Source organism: Desulfobulbus alkaliphilus, assembly GCF_016918545.1.
GTDB classification, from domain to species: Bacteria; Desulfobacterota; Desulfobulbia; order Desulfobulbales; family Desulfobulbaceae; genus Desulfobulbus; species Desulfobulbus alkaliphilus.
In genome coordinates this window covers 53,146-69,453 of record NZ_JAFFQC010000015.1, presented here as the reverse complement: position 1 = coordinate 69,453, position 16,308 = coordinate 53,146, and the positions used below count along the sequence as shown (strand labels likewise).

At 54.0% G+C, this 16,308-nt stretch carries 14 protein-coding genes, 1 other RNA gene and 1 CRISPR repeat array (1 of these 16 only partly in view); of the genes, 8 read left to right on the top strand and 7 right to left on the bottom strand.

The annotated features are described in order from the left end of the window. Positions 1 to 21 precede the first annotated feature (21 nt). Both JWG43_RS09700 and JWG43_RS09695 read left to right on the top strand, forming a co-directional pair. Positions 22 to 474, top strand: a complete 453-nt coding sequence (locus JWG43_RS09700; RefSeq protein ID WP_240193504.1) for a hypothetical protein — start codon at positions 22 to 24, stop codon at positions 472 to 474. Positions 475 to 488: 14 nt separating this feature from the next. Beyond that, on the top strand, positions 489 to 1,784 hold the full coding sequence (locus tag JWG43_RS09695; RefSeq protein WP_205242718.1) for a radical SAM family protein: 1,296 nt from the start codon (positions 489 to 491) through the stop codon (positions 1,782 to 1,784). On the opposite strand, the gene JWG43_RS09690 is transcribed toward JWG43_RS09695, so the two are convergent. Further along, positions 1,760 to 2,791 carry a tRNA dihydrouridine synthase gene (locus JWG43_RS09690; protein ID WP_205242717.1) on the bottom strand — a complete coding sequence of 344 codons (1,032 nt, stop codon included), beginning with the start codon at positions 2,789 to 2,791 and terminating at the stop codon, positions 1,760 to 1,762. The genes JWG43_RS09695 and JWG43_RS09690 overlap by 25 nt on opposite strands. A 119-nt stretch (positions 2,792 to 2,910) precedes the next feature. Here JWG43_RS09690 and JWG43_RS09685 point away from each other — a divergent pair, with 119 nt between their 5' ends. After that, a complete protein-coding gene (locus tag JWG43_RS09685) occupies positions 2,911 to 3,333 on the top strand; it encodes a Fur family transcriptional regulator (protein ID WP_205242716.1) in 423 nt (140 codons plus the stop codon). Between the two features lie 225 nt (positions 3,334 to 3,558). On the opposite strand, the gene tyrS is transcribed toward JWG43_RS09685, so the two are convergent. From tyrS to JWG43_RS09660, 6 genes are all read right to left on the bottom strand, one after another. Then, positions 3,559 to 4,773: a tyrosine--tRNA ligase gene (gene tyrS, locus JWG43_RS09680; RefSeq protein ID WP_205242715.1), complete on the bottom strand. Its 1,215-nt coding sequence runs from the start codon at positions 4,771 to 4,773 to the stop codon at positions 3,559 to 3,561. A 12-nt stretch (positions 4,774 to 4,785) separates the two neighbouring features. Beyond that, positions 4,786 to 6,351, bottom strand: a complete 1,566-nt coding sequence (rny, locus tag JWG43_RS09675) for a ribonuclease Y (protein WP_205242714.1) — start codon at positions 6,349 to 6,351, stop codon at positions 4,786 to 4,788. Positions 6,352 to 6,755: 404 nt separating this feature from the next. Continuing rightward, a non-coding RNA gene (ssrS, locus tag JWG43_RS20575) (6S RNA) lies at positions 6,756 to 6,928 on the bottom strand. 277 nt (positions 6,929 to 7,205) lie between these two features. Further along, on the bottom strand, positions 7,206 to 7,493 hold the full coding sequence (gene zapA / locus JWG43_RS09670) for a cell division protein ZapA (RefSeq protein WP_205242713.1): 288 nt from the start codon (positions 7,491 to 7,493) through the stop codon (positions 7,206 to 7,208). Positions 7,494 to 7,513: 20 nt separating this feature from the next. Beyond that, positions 7,514 to 7,828, bottom strand: a complete 315-nt coding sequence (gene zapB / locus JWG43_RS09665; protein ID WP_205242712.1) for a cell division protein ZapB — start codon at positions 7,826 to 7,828, stop codon at positions 7,514 to 7,516. Between the two features lie 161 nt (positions 7,829 to 7,989). Further along, positions 7,990 to 8,475, bottom strand: a complete 486-nt coding sequence (locus JWG43_RS09660; protein ID WP_205242711.1) for an NUDIX hydrolase — start codon at positions 8,473 to 8,475, stop codon at positions 7,990 to 7,992. Positions 8,476 to 8,847: 372 nt separating this feature from the next. Between JWG43_RS09660 and JWG43_RS09655 the strand changes: the two genes are divergently transcribed. From JWG43_RS09655 to JWG43_RS09635, 5 genes are all read left to right on the top strand, one after another. Beyond that, positions 8,848 to 10,269 (top strand): lytic transglycosylase domain-containing protein, encoded by a 1,422-nt coding sequence (locus JWG43_RS09655; RefSeq protein ID WP_205242710.1) that lies wholly within the window; start codon positions 8,848 to 8,850, stop codon positions 10,267 to 10,269. A 15-nt stretch (positions 10,270 to 10,284) separates the two neighbouring features. Then, on the top strand, positions 10,285 to 10,647 hold the full coding sequence (locus JWG43_RS09650; protein ID WP_205242709.1) for a molybdenum cofactor biosynthesis protein MoaE: 363 nt from the start codon (positions 10,285 to 10,287) through the stop codon (positions 10,645 to 10,647). A 204-nt stretch (positions 10,648 to 10,851) separates the two neighbouring features. Then, a complete protein-coding gene (locus JWG43_RS09645) occupies positions 10,852 to 11,694 on the top strand; it encodes an HDOD domain-containing protein (RefSeq protein WP_205242708.1) in 843 nt (280 codons plus the stop codon). A gap of 8 nt (positions 11,695 to 11,702) precedes the next feature. Beyond that, complete coding sequence (locus JWG43_RS09640; protein ID WP_205242707.1) at positions 11,703 to 13,862, top strand: response regulator; 2,160 nt, start codon at positions 11,703 to 11,705, stop codon at positions 13,860 to 13,862. 117 nt (positions 13,863 to 13,979) lie between these two features. Beyond that, positions 13,980 to 15,878 (top strand): lysozyme family protein, encoded by a 1,899-nt coding sequence (locus tag JWG43_RS09635; protein WP_205242706.1) that lies wholly within the window; start codon positions 13,980 to 13,982, stop codon positions 15,876 to 15,878. A 66-nt stretch (positions 15,879 to 15,944) separates the two neighbouring features. Next, a CRISPR array of direct repeats spans positions 15,945 to 16,308; the repeat unit is 32 nt; unit sequence GTTTCAATCCACGCCCCCGCGCAGGGGGCGAC; it runs 1,406 nt beyond the window's last position.

The window sequence follows — 16,308 nt, the reverse complement described above, 5'->3', positions numbered from 1 at the left end:
AAATAAAGCAATGCCCGCCACATGGGCTGTAACATCGAGGAGCAAACCCCCATGGCCCGCCATATCAATCCCAGCAACAGCACCAACAAAACCATCGATGCCATTGATCGCAAACGGGAACGGGAACGGCAGTTCATGCTGAAAAAATCACGTGAGCTCGCCCCCGATCTAGCTGTTTCTCTGGTACAACGACTGCTTGATCAACATATCATTGAAACAAATTCCGTTCAGGCTATTCAAGAAGTCATGGAAAAGCAACTGCAGCGGATGAGTGAAATGGAAGAGTTTGACATGCAGTTCAAAATCGCTCCGATCCGCAACCTGACTCCTGACCCCAATGTCATCAGCCTCTACCTGACGCAGTTCATCATTGAAGACCTGATCAACCATACCAATATTCAGGACGTCTTCGGCGATGACCTCGACATTTACCGAGCGGTCGATTCCGTCCTGACCAAGATTCGTCCCCGATAATCCAAGGGCAAGGCATGGCGGTATCCCGCCCCGGAACCACTCCATCGTTACTGTTTGCCACTGAAAACGGGACCATCATCGAGTACGATGGCCTGTATATGGCCGGCAATGCCGCCGGCCACTTCAATGCACCACAGCCTGATGATCTGATTGAACTGCCACCTGGAAGCGAACTGTTTGCCCTGCCCGGCCGTCTGCCGGTAGGAATCGAACCAGAGAGCGGCGAACCAGCCTTGCTGGCAACCGATCCGTTTGCTTCCGGCAGACCGGTCCAGGCCGTTGCCGCGTTCATGGCCCCGGCCCATACCGCCATTTACACGGCTGCTTTTCAAAAGGCTGCCGATCCTGTGCCGGTCCTGCCTTTGTTCGCCTATACCGCAGTGGGGTGGAGCAAGGGCCGCTTCTGGGCGACGGCCTTCCGCAGCGACCCTGATATCCGCCAGGATGCCGATCAATTCGACCAGCGGCTCATTGACCGCCGCACCCGTAAAAAGCTGCAACACCACCCCGCCAACCGCCTGGTACAGCACTTGGGCCGATGCTGCCTGACCTACGGCTGCCCCGCGGCCCGGAATTATTTCCTTGGCCGCTGGGAAGCGCCCCTGCCCTGTTCGCCGACCTGCAACGCCGCCTGTGCCGGCTGCATTTCCCTCCAAACCTCCGGCTGCTGCCCTTCAACCCAGGATCGCATCACCTTCACCCCCTCGGCAGCGGAAATCGCCGAAGTAGCGGTGAATCATCTGCTGTCCGCACCAGACCCCATCGTCAGCTTCGGGCAGGGGTGTGAGGGAGAGCCCCTGCTGCAGGCCGGGATCATGGAAAAAAGTATCCGCCTGATTCGTTCTCGAACCAGGCGTGGCACTATCAATCTCAACACCAACGGCAGTCTGCCGGATGCCGTTGATCGCCTTGCCAGGGCCGGTCTGGATTCGATCCGGATCTCCCTCAACAGTGCGCAACAGGAACGACACCACCGCTATTATCAGCCCAGGGGATTTTCCCTGGCTGATGTCCGTCGCTCCATTGCGGTCATGAAACACCACAACCGCCATGTTTCACTCAATTACTTTATTCTCCCGGGATTCACCGACGATCCGGCGGAATATGCTGCTTTTTCTGAACTGGTTGCTTCCTGCCACCCGGATCTGATTCAGCTGCGCAACCTGAACATGGACCCGGAACACTACCTGCAAGTCATCGGCCATGTGGCCACCGGTTCTCCCCTTGGTATTCGCACCTGGCTGGCGACCCTGCGGAACACATTTCCCGCCCTCCGCTTCGGCTACTATAATCCCGCCCTGCACTCCTGAAATCCGAACCACTCCCACCAAGCTGTCTCCAGTCTCTGCCAGCGAGGTTCATTCTCGGCAAAAAACTCTACTGACCGCTGACAGGCCTCCGGGAACGAACCACTTGCCTGGACGCGACTGGCCAGATGATGCCCAAAAGGATAATTACCGGCAAAATAATGGGTGTACTCCTTCAACCGTCCCAACCGCCGTTCAGGGCGGAACCGCTCCATCAGTGCCTGAGCAAATTGCCGATACACACCGGGGAGCCAGATATCCGTCTCTGGAACTGCCGCTCCATACACCTCACGAGCGATGGTCGCAAAAATCCACGGTGTCACCGCTGCCTGACGACCGATCATCAACCCGTCGGCACCACTTGCGGCGAGACAGGCCCGGGCACTGGCCACCGAAGTAATGGCGCCATTGGCCACGACGGGAATATCAATCCATTCCTTGATTCTGGCCACCCATTGCCACCGAGGCGGCCTGGAAAAAGATTCCCGCCGCAATCGGGCATGGACAGTGAGCATATCCAGTCCCTCATCAACAAGCATGACGCAGAAATCACGAAGACGTACCGCATCCAGGTCTTCTCCAAGGCGGATCTTGGCGGTTAACGGCAGGTGGGTTTGTTTCCTGGCAGAGCTGACGATTCGCCGGACCAGGGCAGGATTGTCCATCAGGCTGCTGCCGCCACCACTTCTGCGGACCAGAGGTGCCGGACAGCCAAGGTTGAGATCAACGATATCGGCTCGAAAACGATGGACCGCATCGAACACTTTGGGAAGATGTTCCTCACCGGTCAGCAGCAGCTGGTAGGCGAGCGGTGATTCAGCCTCGGTTCGCACCAGGTAAGGTGACAGGTGAGGATTTTCCGCCGGCAACCTGGTTGCTGCAAGCATCTCGGTCGTGAGAAGACCTACCCCGCCAAAACCAAGGAGAAGGGTCCGCAGCGCCGAGTGGGTCAGGCCGGCCATGGGAGCGAGGATAAGCGGTGGCCAGATTTTTTTACCGCGGATGATCATTTTTCCAACATATTACTTTTTGTGAACAGCCTTCTTACTTGACAAAAAAACAAAGTGAATGGTAAAATTTTTATGATAACAATTATTCACTAAACTTTTTTAAGGATACCGTACTGACGATGAACGCACCTGCACCCATGATCCGACTGACAACCCAACGCCAGATCATTCTGGAAGAGTTGGCAAAAGTAACAAGTCATCCTACAGCGAGCGAACTGTATGACATGGTTCGCAAGCGCCTGCCGCGCATCGGTCTTGGCACGGTCTACCGTAACCTTGATTTGATGGCCGACAGCGGTATGATTCTCAAGCTGGAGGTTGGCGGCACTCAGAAACGCTTTGATGCCACCACGGAAGATCACTATCATATCCGCTGCTCTTCCTGTGGCAAGGTCGATGATATCGATGTCCCGGTCATTCAGGAGCTTGTCGCCCAAGCCACCGAGACCACACCCTACTTAATTATGGGCCATCACGTCGAATTCTCCGGCATATGCCCCACCTGTCGGGAAAAAAAGCCCCACCCCGACACCACGGACTGATCACAACCCCAAATTCAACCGACAAAAGCGGCTTTCCCTTGCTGGAAAGCCGCTTTTTTTGTTTCCTGAATCCGTGACGGCTGAATTCTTTAAAGGATTTATTTTCCTGTAATCAGGGTGTAATTCAGGAAAATTCTTACCAAACACTTTCACCAGCCACCCTCCTGAGCGCCCGCTCACGGATTCAGGATAAAGCCCTTGTTCATCCCTGCACGTGGAGACCAATCACGAGAAAAGAACCCTGCAGAAGCGTCGTTTACCGACCTTGAGCAGCAATGTTCCCGTTGCGGGCACAACGGCGTTGCTGTCCTCTACCTTGCTGCCGTCAATGGAAACCGCCTGCTGCTGCATCAGACGTCGACCTTCGGAGGTTGACTTCACCAGGCCGGCATCCACCAGCAGTTTCGGCACCCAGATCTGATCTTCCTCGACGATCAACCGCACCTCGTCAACCGTATCAGGCGTTTCGTGCCGGGCAAACACCTGTTCAAAATTCCGCTCCGCCTCATCCGCCGCTTGCTGGTTATGAAACCTGGCAACCAATTCCTTGGCCAGGCCAACCTTGGCAGCTTTGGGGTGCACATTGCCCGCGGCGACCTCCTGCTGCAGTTGGGCAATTTCCGCCAGGGACAGGTCACTGAGCAACTCATAGTATCGGAACATCAGCTCATCACTGATGGACATCACCTTACCGAAAATCGTGTCCGGCGGTTCCGAGATACCGATATAGTTACCCAGCGATTTACTCATTTTGTTGACGCCGTCCAGGCCTTCCAGCAGCGGTACGGTCAGCACCACCTGCGGTTCCTGGCCGCGGCTTCGCTGCAGATCACGCCCCATGAGCAGATTGAACAACTGGTCAGTGCCGCCCAGCTCCACATCAGCTTGCATGGCCACCGAATCATACCCCTGAATAAGGGGATAGAGGAACTCGTGAATCGAGATCGGCTTATTTGCCTCAAATCGTTTTTTGAAGTCATCGCGTTCGAGCATCCGGGCAACGGTGAGTTCCGAGGCCAGGCGAATCATATCATAGGAGGTCAGCTGTCCCAGCCAGGTCGAGTTGAAGACAACCAGGGTCTTTTCCGGGTCGAGAATCTTGAAAACCTGCTCCTTGTAGGTCTCGGCATTGCTCTCCACATCCTCACGGGTCAAAGGCGGCCTGGTGTCGGACTTACCGGAAGGGTCTCCGATCAGACCGGTGAAATCACCGATCAGAAAATGTACCTGATGGCCCAACAGTTGAAAATGCCGCAATTTCTGAATGAGGACTGTATGGCCGAGATGCAGATCCGGAGCGGTTGGATCAAATCCCGCCTTGATGGTCAAGGGGACCTCGGTTTCCAGTGACCTGGTCAGTTTTTTAACCAGGTCCTCCCTGGAATGAAAATCAACGGTCCCCCGTTCAATCAGGGCAATCTGCTCATCTACCGATTTCATGTTTTCCCCCGGTTACTTGGCATATTCAACGGCTCTTGTCTCACGGATGACCGTCACCCGGATCTGGCCTGGATAGGTCAGCTGCTCTTCAATGGCCTTGGCTATGTCTCGACTGAGCAGCGTAGTTTCCTCATCTTTTATTTTCTGGCTGTCAACAATGATGCGCAGATCCCTTCCAGCCTGAATGGCGTACGATTTTTCAACCCCATTAAAACCGTTGGCAATGTGTTCCAGATCTTCAAGCCGTTTCACGTACCCCTGCAACATCTCTTTTCTGGCGCCCGGTCTGGCTCCGGAAAGGGCATCAGCAGACTGCACCAGGACGTCAAGGACACTTTTGGGCGGCAGATCTTCATGGTGCGAACCTATGGCATAGACTATATCCTCGGCCTCTCCATATTTCCGGGCCAGATCGCGGCCGATGATGGCGTGGGAACCCTCGACTTCGTGATCCACGGCTTTGCCGATATCATGGAGCAGACCGGCACGTTTGGCTTTTTTGATATCCAGACCCAGTTCAGCCGCCATCACCCCGCAGAGAAAGGCAACCTCTAGAGAGTGTTGGAGGATATTCTGGCCATAACTGGTGCGGTATTTAAGTCGTCCAATAAGGTTGATCAGATCAACGTGCAAGCCATGGGCACCGACATCAAAGGTCGCCTGCTCACCCGACTCCCGAATCCCGACCTCGAGTTCTTCCGCTACCTTATGCACCACCTCCTCGATGCGGGCTGGATGAATACGGCCATCGGCGATGAGTTGCTCCAGAGCCAGCCGGGCCACTTCCCGGCGAACAGGATTAAATCCGGACAGGATAACCGCTTCCGGGGTGTCGTCGATGATAATGTCAATACCGGTGGCAGCTTCTATTGCTCTGATATTACGACCTTCTCTGCCTATTATCCGTCCTTTCATCTCCTCATTGGGCAGGGGGACCACGGAGACGGTCTTATCCGCCACATAATCACCTGCATAGCGGGCAATGGCCAGGGCCAGGATATTTTTTGCTTTGCGATCGGCTTCGATCTTCATCTCATTTTCAATGCGGGACAGCCTCTTGGCGCACTCCATACGGGCCTCGCTTTCAATGGAAAGCATCAGCTGTTTCTTGGCTTCGTCCCGGTCAATCCCGGCGATCTGTTCCAGCTTGTACCGCTGCTCATCAATCAGTATATCCAACTCGCTCTGCTTTTCGACAACCCTGCCTTCATTTTTTTCAAGGTTCTCTTCCCGATATTTCAAACTGGCCTGTTTTTCTTCAAGAATCTGGAATTCGCGCTGGATATCGTCAAATTTACGATTTAATCTGCGCTGGTCCTCCTTGATCTCCTGCCGGTTGGCCTTAAGTTCACGTTCGGCATCCTGCTTGATCAAAAAGGCTTCTTCCTTCGCCTGAAGCAATGCCTCCTTTTTGATCTGCTCGGCTTCGCTGATGGAATTTTCAATGATCTGCCGGCCCTGTAATTCAATATTTCGCTGGTTGCCTTCCACCAACCGCTTGCGCAGAAGCACCCCGACAACCAAGCCGGCCACAAGGTTAACCAGCGCTAAAAGCAGAGTCATTACAGTTAGTTCCATGACATTATACCTGTCGAATATCTCTACACTGCACCAACTGCCCTGTTAAACATTCAAAAGGGTGAAGTTGTGGCAACAAGTCAAAAAAAGAAGGGAATACAGGGGGGATACGGCGGAGGTGGAGAGACAACAACAAACCGCGCCGGCAGGATTTTCCCCTGGGGCGGTCCAATGGTTTTCAATGTGAAAACGTGCGGAAAAACCGGGCGCGGCTCAGAGTTTGCCTCGGTTTTTCCCTAAACACAGTCTGCGTGAAGGGTTACGCATGTACATATATGGTAAACCTGATCGCATCAGGGTTGTTGGTCGTATCAAAACCTGCCTTGTCCGTAGCAAACCAGTACTCTTTCCCTTGGGCACCATTCCTTCGGTGCATATTGTCAACAGCGTTTATTCGCTGGTAAGAATCCCCCGCGCTGCCGTGTCGACGAAATGATTAAACCTAATTATCATTAGGTGGGCAGTGCCTCTGCCGACGTCTGCAAATCAATGAAGATTTCCATAATCCGACTGTAAGGCTGCCCTAATCATAGGAGTTGGCTCAATACTCCGCCGATCACCAACAGAGCAGGGGAACTGTTCATCTCCATTATAGCCGATCGAATCATCGAACAAAATGATTATTCGTTGCTGAATCCGTGAGCGTTCGTCCGTACGTCAGCTTCGTTGTTCGTAACCTTTCAATTAAAGTATACTTTATCGGACGGTTACGGGCAATGAAGATGGCGTGCGGACGGATGCCCCGAACGGCTGGTGCAAGGTATTTTCAAGGGATCAACTGCAATTATAATGTTATTGCAAAAAGATATATCCAACACAAGAGTCCAGCCGTCACGGATTCAGTTCGTTGCCACTCAGTCCATACCGGAGGAGATTTTATCGATCAAGCGATCAACTGTTCGTTCCTGCAGGTGGCGATATTCTTGGTACTCCTGATGTACCTGCATATATTTCGCTGCCATTCGCAAACAGCCCAGCACGAGTACCTTGCTGGAGGGTACCGAACTTCGACTCACTTTCTCGTTGGCTTCCAGTTCATCACGAAGCAGCTGCAAAACCGCCTCAACTTCATCTTCGGGAGCGTCACTGTAAAAAGTGAATTCCTGTCCGAACAAATGAAAACGAACAAGACGGTCCTGCATCGATTATCAGTACCTGAATATTATTCCTTATTGCCGGCATCGCCGCCGAAGAGAGAACCCTGCGGACCACCATGCTGTTCAACCGGCTCCTGGCTCAGAGGGACCTGCTCATTCTCCCATTGCTCGATACGGTCAACCAGACCGGCAACCCGACTGCCGACTTCGCTTCGTTCGTTACTCAGATTGGATATTGAGTTTTTCAGGTCAGCACATTCAGCATCACGCTCTGCCAGCGTATCACGCAGGGATAGATACTCTGATTTGAGCTGATTGTATTTCGTCAACAGTTTATCGACAAACTCCTCAAGACGAACCAATTCCGAATTATTTCCCATGACACTTCCCCAGACTTTTAAGTTGCCGAAAAGGTTGTAAAACCTTAACCTTCCGAAATCATGACAGAACTAAACAGGGCATCACTATACAGAGCTGCCCCTCCTAACGCAAGGACTTTGCTTAGAAGGACCAACAGGAACTCGTTTTTTCCAAAGGGTCCTCATATCCGGGAAAAATTCCATCCTATTGGTCGCCCTTGGGCATAAGGCATGAATCCATGAAAAACACGGGGGTCACCATCAAAAACCAGGGGAAGAAAAAATCGATCCCCTTCCCACATGGGCAGGCGGTGGAGATCAGACAACAGGTGCCAGTCCAGATCACCTTCTTCATTACCGGATCGCACTGTCCCATGGTATGCGGTAATGAGAAAAATAAAACCAAGCCAGTCTTCTCCCCTGGGGCCAAAACCGGTCCAGTTGATTGTCCCGCGCAGCTGCAGAGTGGTGCAGGTCAGCCCTGACTCTTCAAAGAGTTCTCTTTTCATGCAGGTGACCACATCTTCTCCGGGCAGCATCTTGCCTCCCAGCCCGTTGAATTTACCCAGATGCTCATCGTCGCTCCGGGCATTGCGATGGACAAGAAGTGTTCGCATCCCATCGGCGGAAAGAACATAGCCAAGAGTCCCTATGATTGGTGTATACATGGGTCAGCCGTCACCATGGACGGTGTCAAACTCCTGAATCCGTGACGGCTGGATTCTCTTTTGGATATATCGTACTGGTATCATATAATAATTGCGGGATCCTTGATGTTACCCTTCGCCAACCGACTTTCGGGGTCATCCGTCCGTACGCCATCTTCATTGCCCGTAACCGTCTGATAAAGGCTCCGTTAATCGAATGGTCACAGACAATACAGCTAACGCACGAACGCTCACGGATCGAGGAAAATGGAAAAAGTTCACAAACAACCAGACACATCTGACTTTTCTCGCCGGACACCTCATAATGTGCTAGAATACTCGTACATGATCAGGCAAACAACCCTTTCCCCTTGTTCACGGTGTTTTGGTATCATGGTACTCTCACTTTGCCGAGCCGGGCATAAACGGTCATTGTCCATCCTGTTTCTCACTTTCTGGCTGCATTTGGCTGTCACCTGTTCCCCTGCATTCTCCTCGGCGGGGGAACTGTTCCCGCTGTACCCATCTATCCGCCCCAACGTGCAATTCTGGGAAAATATTTATGGTAAATATACCACCAATCAAGGTGTCATGCACGACCGGAATCACCTGGACCGGGTCTATACCGTGGTCGAACTGGTCCCCCGGCAGGTACCGGGGGCGGCAAGAATCAACAGCGAGCGAATAAAAACAGCGCGACAACAAATTGACACCATTCTGTTGCAGCTCGGCAACGGCACCCCCCCGCAGACCCGGCAGGAACGCCATATCGCGTCCCTGTTCCCCTCACGGAACCAGGCCGCCTATCTCGAAGCCAGGGGCAACGTCCGAATGCAGGTCGGCCAGAAAGACCGTTTCCATCGAGGTGTGGTCCGATCCGGCAGATACCTGCCTCAATTCAAGCAGATTTTTGCCGCCCACGGGCTTCCCCTGGAACTGTTGAACCTGCCCCACGTCGAATCATCATACAATTATACCGCCTACAGCAAAGCTGGCGCCGCCGGGCTCTGGCAGTTTATCCGCACAACCGGTTCGGAGTACATGACCATCAATGATCACGTTGATGAACGCCTGGATCCGTATATCTCCACCCAGGCCGCCGCCCGTCTGCTGAAAACGAATTATGAACAACTCAAAACCTGGCCGCTGGCAATCACCGCCTATAACTACGGCAGAGCCGGTACTGTTCGGGCTGTCAGGGCTAAAGGCTGTTATGAAAACATCTTCAAATCCTATGACCAGGGGCATTTCAAGTTTGCTTCCCGGAACTTTTATTCAGAATTCCTCGCCGCCATGAGAGTTTCCAGGCAACTCTACGCCGATCCCAATATCCGACTCGACCGTCCCGATGCCACGGTCACATTCCGTCTCCAGCAATCTGTGCCCATAAGCAGAATCCACACCACCTTCAACATTTCACAACAGGAGCTGACCCGCCTGAACCCGGCGCTGAGAAAACCGGTCTTGGACGGAGTGCAGCCCCTGCCGCAAAACTATCTGTTGCGTTTACCGGCTGGGCTGGCAGCCATTCAGCCGGCCGCAACCAAGGTGAGAAAAACCGTTTCCACCCCCCCGCCCACTGTTACCCAGGTTCCGGCAAGCATGCCAACACGCTCGATTCCCGTCCGCTATATTGTCCAGCCAGGGGACACAACCTCATCCATAGCCCGGCATTTCGAAGTCCCTCTGCATGAACTGCTGGCCGTAAATGGCCGACAAGAGAAAAATTTAATCAGAGTCGGGGAATCTTTGATCATCCCTTCTCGTGTGCAAGTTGTCACCCTGTACAAACCGGAACACAAGAGAAAACCATAATTTCATACAATACTAGTGGATATTTCAAAAACAATCGCTGCTTTGAAACAACGGCCCGACTTCACCGAGAATGTCGGGATGATCCTTATTCATAACGGCACGGTGCGCAGTTGGTCACGGGTGGATCATCGCCGGGTGACGGCACTGGACATCGAAGTCGATCAGGATAAAATCAGCGAACTGCGTCGTGAATACCTTGACCGCCCCGGCATCTATGAGATTCTTGTCGAAGCACACTCTGGACACTTCGCCCCGGGAGACGATCTGCTCTTTATTGTTGTTGCCGGCGATCTACGGGAAAACATTAAGCCTGTGCTGGCGGAACTCCTGGATCGCATCAAGGCAGAGGCTGTCAGGAAAAATGAGGTTGTCGGGTGACCAGCCCCTGCGTCAGCGTTCGTCAAGAAACGGAATTTTCCCTTCTGAATCGAGACGCACCAGCACCTTGCATCGCAGCTTTCTATGTACCTGTTCACGAATTGTATTGGACAGAGCAACAATGAGTCACCGTGAAAACAGCCGTTTGCGGATGGGCACCCGTTGCATGTCAGAGAGGGGAGCACAGCCCAACGGAGCCCGTCCATGACCGCAGCCGAGAAACTCATCCTCCAGTTTAAAAAAATCAGAACACTCCCCCATATTGTCACCCGACTTGTCCAACTCGTCAACGACCAGGAATCCACCTTGCAGGATTTCGAAGAAGTGATCCGTATGGATCCGGCCCTGGTCGCCCGCCTGCTGACCCTGGTCAACAGCTCCTATTTCGGCCTGACCCGCAAGGTTGATTCCATCTCCCGTGCCGTGGCCCTGCTGGGCATGAAAAACCTGTACAACATTGCCGTGACCGATGCTATTCAGGGTATGCTTCGCAGCAGTTCGAGCACCACAACTTTTTCACCCCAAAAGCTGTGGCTGCACAGCGCTGCCTCGGGCATCTGCAGCAAAATGATTGCCGAACGTATTTTCAGTATCAATGGTGACGATGCCTACCTATCCGGCATCCTCCATGATATTGGCCTGATTGTTGCCATGGAAGCAGACAAGGACACTTTCCTGCTGCTCATCGAACAACTGGCAGCCGATGGTCCCGGCATCGTCGAGGTGGAACAGGCACTCTTCCACACTGACCACTGCGAAACAGGATACATTCTGGCCAGGGAATGGCGCATACCGGATCCGATTGCCGAGGCTATCCGCGATCACCATCTCGAAAACGGCGAGGCCCCTCCCCAATCGCTGACCGGCATCCTGCAGATGAGCGAATACATTATCAATCAATTACACTTCTCCGTCAAAGAAGGGCTGCCGGCCACTCTGCCAGCGTCGCTGGCCTCCCATATCCAAACCAATGTTGAAGAATACCGGGTGTTGGCCGAGGATCTTCCCGACGAACTGGAAAAAACAAAAAACATGTACGGCGGCTGAGGTGTGGCATGGCCCTGACTCCCCTTTTCGCTGATCTGGTCGATCCAGTCCGTGAACTAACCGCCCTGTGCGATCACCTGCACCAGGAGACCGAACACCTCCTGTTTTTCTGTTGGGGCCCTTCCGGCGGACATGTCGCGTCCAAGACCTTCCCCTTACCCCCCGACCAGGCAACAGCCCTCATCATCGAACACGAGCAGACATCCTCTGACCTGTCTTTCCCTCTCAATGGTCAGACCTACTACCTGCTGGTTGTCCCCGATCTGCACGGCTATGTGCTGGCCACACCGGATCAGCCCTCCCTTGCCGATGCCTTTGGCAGGCAATGGGTTGCCACCATCATTCGGCTGGCGGTTCGTCTGTTCCTCGCTCACCGGGAAACAGCGGAAACAGTCAACAGGCTGCGTATCCAGAAAAAACAATTTGATCGGAAATCCGCAGTCCTGGAAAAAAAATTCCAGGACATAATGGCTGAAAACGAACTGAATTACCGCAAAATCCAGGAACAACAGCTCAATTACGCAAACACCCTGCAATTGGAGATACAGGAGCAGACAGCCGAACTGCGTGCCGCCAAAAAGGCAGCGGAAGCGGCAAACATTGCCAAGAGCGAGTTCCTGGCGGCCATGAGTCACGAGATCCGCACCCCGATGAACGGCATTGTCGGTTTCACCGATATGCTGCTGGAGACCGAGGTCAACGAAGAACAGGAGGAGTTCGCCCGGACCATCAAACGCAGTGCCGACGCTCTGCTTTCCCTGATCAACGATATTCTCGATTTTTCCAAAGTTGAGGCCGGCAAACTCGACCTGGAATGCATCAGTTTCGATCCGGAAATCACCGCCCAGGATGTCTGTGACATTATCCGCCCCAAGGTCAGCTCCCGCCCCATCGAAGTCCTGTGCAGAATCGATGACGCTCTTCCGGCCAAGGTGATGGGGGATCCGGGCCGCTTCCGTCAGGTTCTGCTCAACCTGATGAGCAATTCGGTAAAATTCACCAAAAAAGGTGAGATAGAACTTTCGCTGCTGGTGGCTGAGGAAACTGAAGAGGATATTACCCTGCACGCCCGTATCCGTGATACCGGCATCGGTATTCCCGCTGATAAGCTCGAATCCATCTTCGAGGCGTTCCGTCAGGCCGACGGTTCCACCACCAGAGAGTATGGCGGGACCGGCCTTGGCCTGACCATCTGCCGAAAAATTGCCGGCTTAATGCAGGGCAACGTCTGGGCTGAAAGCAGCACTGCCCAAGGCAGTACCTTTCATTTCACCGCCAGAATGAAAAAAGCACCGCAACAGGTCCAGAAGAACTTTCATACAATCAGCCTGGTGGGGAAACGGGTGCTGATCGTTGATGATAATGCCACCAATCTCGGCATTATGCAGCATATCCTGACCGCCGCTGAACTCACTGTCGTCGCCCTCCGGGACAGCAGCGCTGTCCATGCCGCGCTGCAACAGGCAATAGCTGACCAGCATTTGTTTGATCTCATCATTCTTGACATCCAGATGCCCACGCCGGACGGCTACACCCTGGCACGAATGATCCGCTCCGAAATCCCGGAAACAGCAACCACACCCCTGCTTGCCTACACCTCCTCAACGGAAAGAAACGCCCAGCGCTGCAAGGAAGCCGGATTCGACGCCTTCCTCACCAAGCCCGTCCGTCGGGAAATTCTCTTTAAAACTATCGAAAAGCTCTTGGGCCAGAAGGAACCTCAAGTGCCCAGACAAGACACCCGTGAACTGATTACCCAGTACAGCGTCCGTGAAGAGATCAAACAATCGGTCCGCATCCTCCTGGCCGAAGACAATCCGGTCAATCAGAAACTGGCAGTGCTGATTCTTCACAAGGCGGGATACCAGGTAGAAGTCGCCGGCAACGGTAAAAAGGCCGTGGAGGCTTTCATTGCCGCACCCAATCGTTTTGACCTTATTCTCATGGATATCCAGATGCCGGAAATGGATGGCCTGGCGGCAACCAGAGAACTGCGCAGCCGCGGATACAACGAGATCCCCATCATTGCCATGACGGCCAATGCCATGAAAGGCGACCGGGAAATCTGTCTGAAGGCAGGCATGAACGATTACATCAGCAAACCCGTAAAACGCGAGATCATGTATGCTCTCATCGAAAAATGGCTCTACCGGGAACTGAAAGGGTAAAAGAGTTTCCAGTGGCCGTTTCGCTTGAGGACACCAGCCCAATTCCACCTGACCCGTGCCCTTCTGGAAACGAGATGTTCTGCTCTGCATCGAGGAACTGACTCCCACCACCTGCCCATGCACACTCGACGATATTTCCTCCTCGGGCTTCTGCTCACCCTCCTGATTCACCAGCAATCGCCGCTGCGAGCCGAGACCCTGGACATGCCCCTGACCCTGGACATGCCGCTACTTCGCTCTCTGGTCGCCACCAAGGCCTACCCCCTGGCCGGGGAAAGAGCACTCGTATATCAGCAGGGGCAGGGCTGCCGCCAGATCATTCTTTCCGCGCCCCGGATCAGCGAAGATCAGGGAGCTCTGCGTTTTCAGACCAATGTGCATCTTCGCTGGGGCGCCTCTGTCTTTGATTCCTGCCTGGCACCATTGCATTGGGAGGGATCGGTGGTGCTTTGGCAGCGGCCGAGGATCGATGATCAATGGCGGCTTTCCTTCGAAACCATCGACTCAACCATTCTTGACAGAAACGGGCAACCGGTTCAGGTCGCGGCCTTGCTCTGGAATCTGATCAAGGACCATATTCATACCTATCTCAATACGTTCTTCATTGATCTGGCCCCCCCGGTCAATGATATGAAATCCAGTCTGCTGCCGATGTTCGCTGTCGACCAACGGGAGCGGGCGGAGCGTTTTCTTGCCAGTATGCGGCCTGATCCCCCCTTGCTGTCTCCCGAGGGAATACGGGTCAATATCCAGGCTGAGATCGAACTGGTTCAGGAAGAACAGCCTCCGGTCTCGATCCCGGCACCTGGGCGCGAGCATCTCGCCCGGGTCCTTGAACTCTGGCAGGCCTGGGATGCTTTTCTTATCCTCCAGCTCAAACAGTTTACCGATGCACCGTTGTCGTCCCTTGATCGATATATCCTCCTCGACACCATGCTGACGGTTCGTCATGATTTCAGCGAGGCCATTGAACAGGAGGCTCTCAGCAACGCTTTCATCAGAGGCCAGTTTCTCTGGGGCTGGAAACAGTTGCACCCTGTTTTTCAAAGGCACCTGCAACATCGCTCTGCCAACAACCTTCTCGGCTATCTGGCCTTTTTCACTGCCAGCGATGCCCTCTTGATTCTCGATGGATTGGGCCCTGCCGTGGGCATTGAAATCAGTGAAGACGGCTTCCGCCGCCTGGCCGCACTTATCTCCGCGGAACCGCTTGACAGCACGCCCTCCTCCCAGGTCGACCCGCAGCTTCGGACCATTTTCGACCTGCCCCCCCTGCCGGAAGCACTGCTGCCGGACGAGACGCCCTTGTCGGCACCGGAAGCGCAACTGGAGGACCCGAGTTCGAGCTGGCGAGCCCTACCCGGGCAGGATTTTCTCGCTCTCTTTCGCCTTGCAACCGCGCAGGCTGCAACATCCGCAAAAATATCGAGAAAAGAAATCGAAAGCTGGACCGCCGAACTGACCCCGGGCACTGTCCTCCTGCCCAAAGTCAGCGATCTCCTCCATCACCAAGCAGCAAAGCAGCGAAAAGAACTGAGCGCACCGATGCATCAACCAGGCTGGTTTGAAACAATGGCGGTTGCAACCGCCTGGCAGGAGAGCTGCTTCCGCCAATTTCATATCAAAAACAAAAAAATCACCTATCTGCTGTCCTACAACAATACCTCGGTCGGTCTGATGCAGATCAACGAAAGAGTATGGCGAGGCATATACAACCTTCAACAGCTTCGCTGGAATACGGAATATAACAGCCAGGCCGGATGTGAAATCCTCAGTCTCTATCTGCGTGACTATGTGCTGCGGGAGAAGACATCCGTTGACTTGCATACCCCCGACGGGCAACGCTTTCTTGCCGGTTGGCTGTACTCCCTCTACAATGGCGGCCCCAGCCAACGCCGCCTCTTCCCTGCCCGGTACACTGGCGGCAAACTGTTTCTCAGTGAGCGCCTCTTTCTTGAGAAATTCGATGCAGCAACCGATTCCGGCTGGATGGAACACGTCAGCTGCCTGCCCTGAACCACAGGGCAGGTGTTCCTCCATCACGGATACATTCGATGCCGACCCAGATTGACCGGTTGGTTTGTTTCAAACCACGCCCCCGCGCAGGGGGCGACGAGTTTAAGGGTGCTGGCGAGATCGCGGCGGCTTGTGTTTCAATCCACGCCCCCGCGCAGGGGGCGACGGCACTGTCGGGGTTATTTTTTTGCCTCGATGGTGTTTCAATCCACGCCCCCGCGCAGGGGGCGACTGAACCGCATCCGCAAACTGCAGGAAAGCATATTATGTTTCAATCCACGCCCCCGCGCAGGGGGCGACCCGAAGCACTTGTGAAGGCGTTGGAGCGCAAAGAAGTTTCAATCCACGCCCCCGCGCAGGGGGCGACCAGCGCAGGCTGGCGAGTTGCTTTGTGGACAGCCTGTTTCAATCCACGCCCCCGCGCAGGGGG

Coding starts and splice junctions, on each gene's coding strand:
- zapB (WP_205242712.1), bottom strand. CDS start 7,828: ATGGGAAATAATTCGGAATTGGTTCGTCTTGAGGAGTTTGTCGATAAA.
- JWG43_RS09640 (WP_205242707.1), top strand. CDS start 11,703: ATGGCCCTGACTCCCCTTTTCGCTGATCTGGTCGATCCAGTCCGTGAA.
- JWG43_RS09645 (WP_205242708.1), top strand. CDS start 10,852: ATGACCGCAGCCGAGAAACTCATCCTCCAGTTTAAAAAAATCAGAACA.
- zapA (WP_205242713.1), bottom strand. CDS start 7,493: ATGCAGGACCGTCTTGTTCGTTTTCATTTGTTCGGACAGGAATTCACT.
- JWG43_RS09695 (WP_205242718.1), top strand. CDS start 489: ATGGCGGTATCCCGCCCCGGAACCACTCCATCGTTACTGTTTGCCACT.
- JWG43_RS09660 (WP_205242711.1), bottom strand. CDS start 8,475: ATGTATACACCAATCATAGGGACTCTTGGCTATGTTCTTTCCGCCGAT.
- JWG43_RS09635 (WP_205242706.1), top strand. CDS start 13,980: ATGCACACTCGACGATATTTCCTCCTCGGGCTTCTGCTCACCCTCCTG.
- tyrS (WP_205242715.1), bottom strand. CDS start 4,773: ATGAAATCGGTAGATGAGCAGATTGCCCTGATTGAACGGGGGACCGTT.
- rny (WP_205242714.1), bottom strand. CDS start 6,351: ATGGAACTAACTGTAATGACTCTGCTTTTAGCGCTGGTTAACCTTGTG.
- JWG43_RS09700 (WP_240193504.1), top strand. CDS start 22: ATGGGCTGTAACATCGAGGAGCAAACCCCCATGGCCCGCCATATCAAT.
- JWG43_RS09690 (WP_205242717.1), bottom strand. CDS start 2,791: ATGATCATCCGCGGTAAAAAAATCTGGCCACCGCTTATCCTCGCTCCC.
- JWG43_RS09655 (WP_205242710.1), top strand. CDS start 8,848: ATGGTACTCTCACTTTGCCGAGCCGGGCATAAACGGTCATTGTCCATC.
- JWG43_RS09685 (WP_205242716.1), top strand. CDS start 2,911: ATGAACGCACCTGCACCCATGATCCGACTGACAACCCAACGCCAGATC.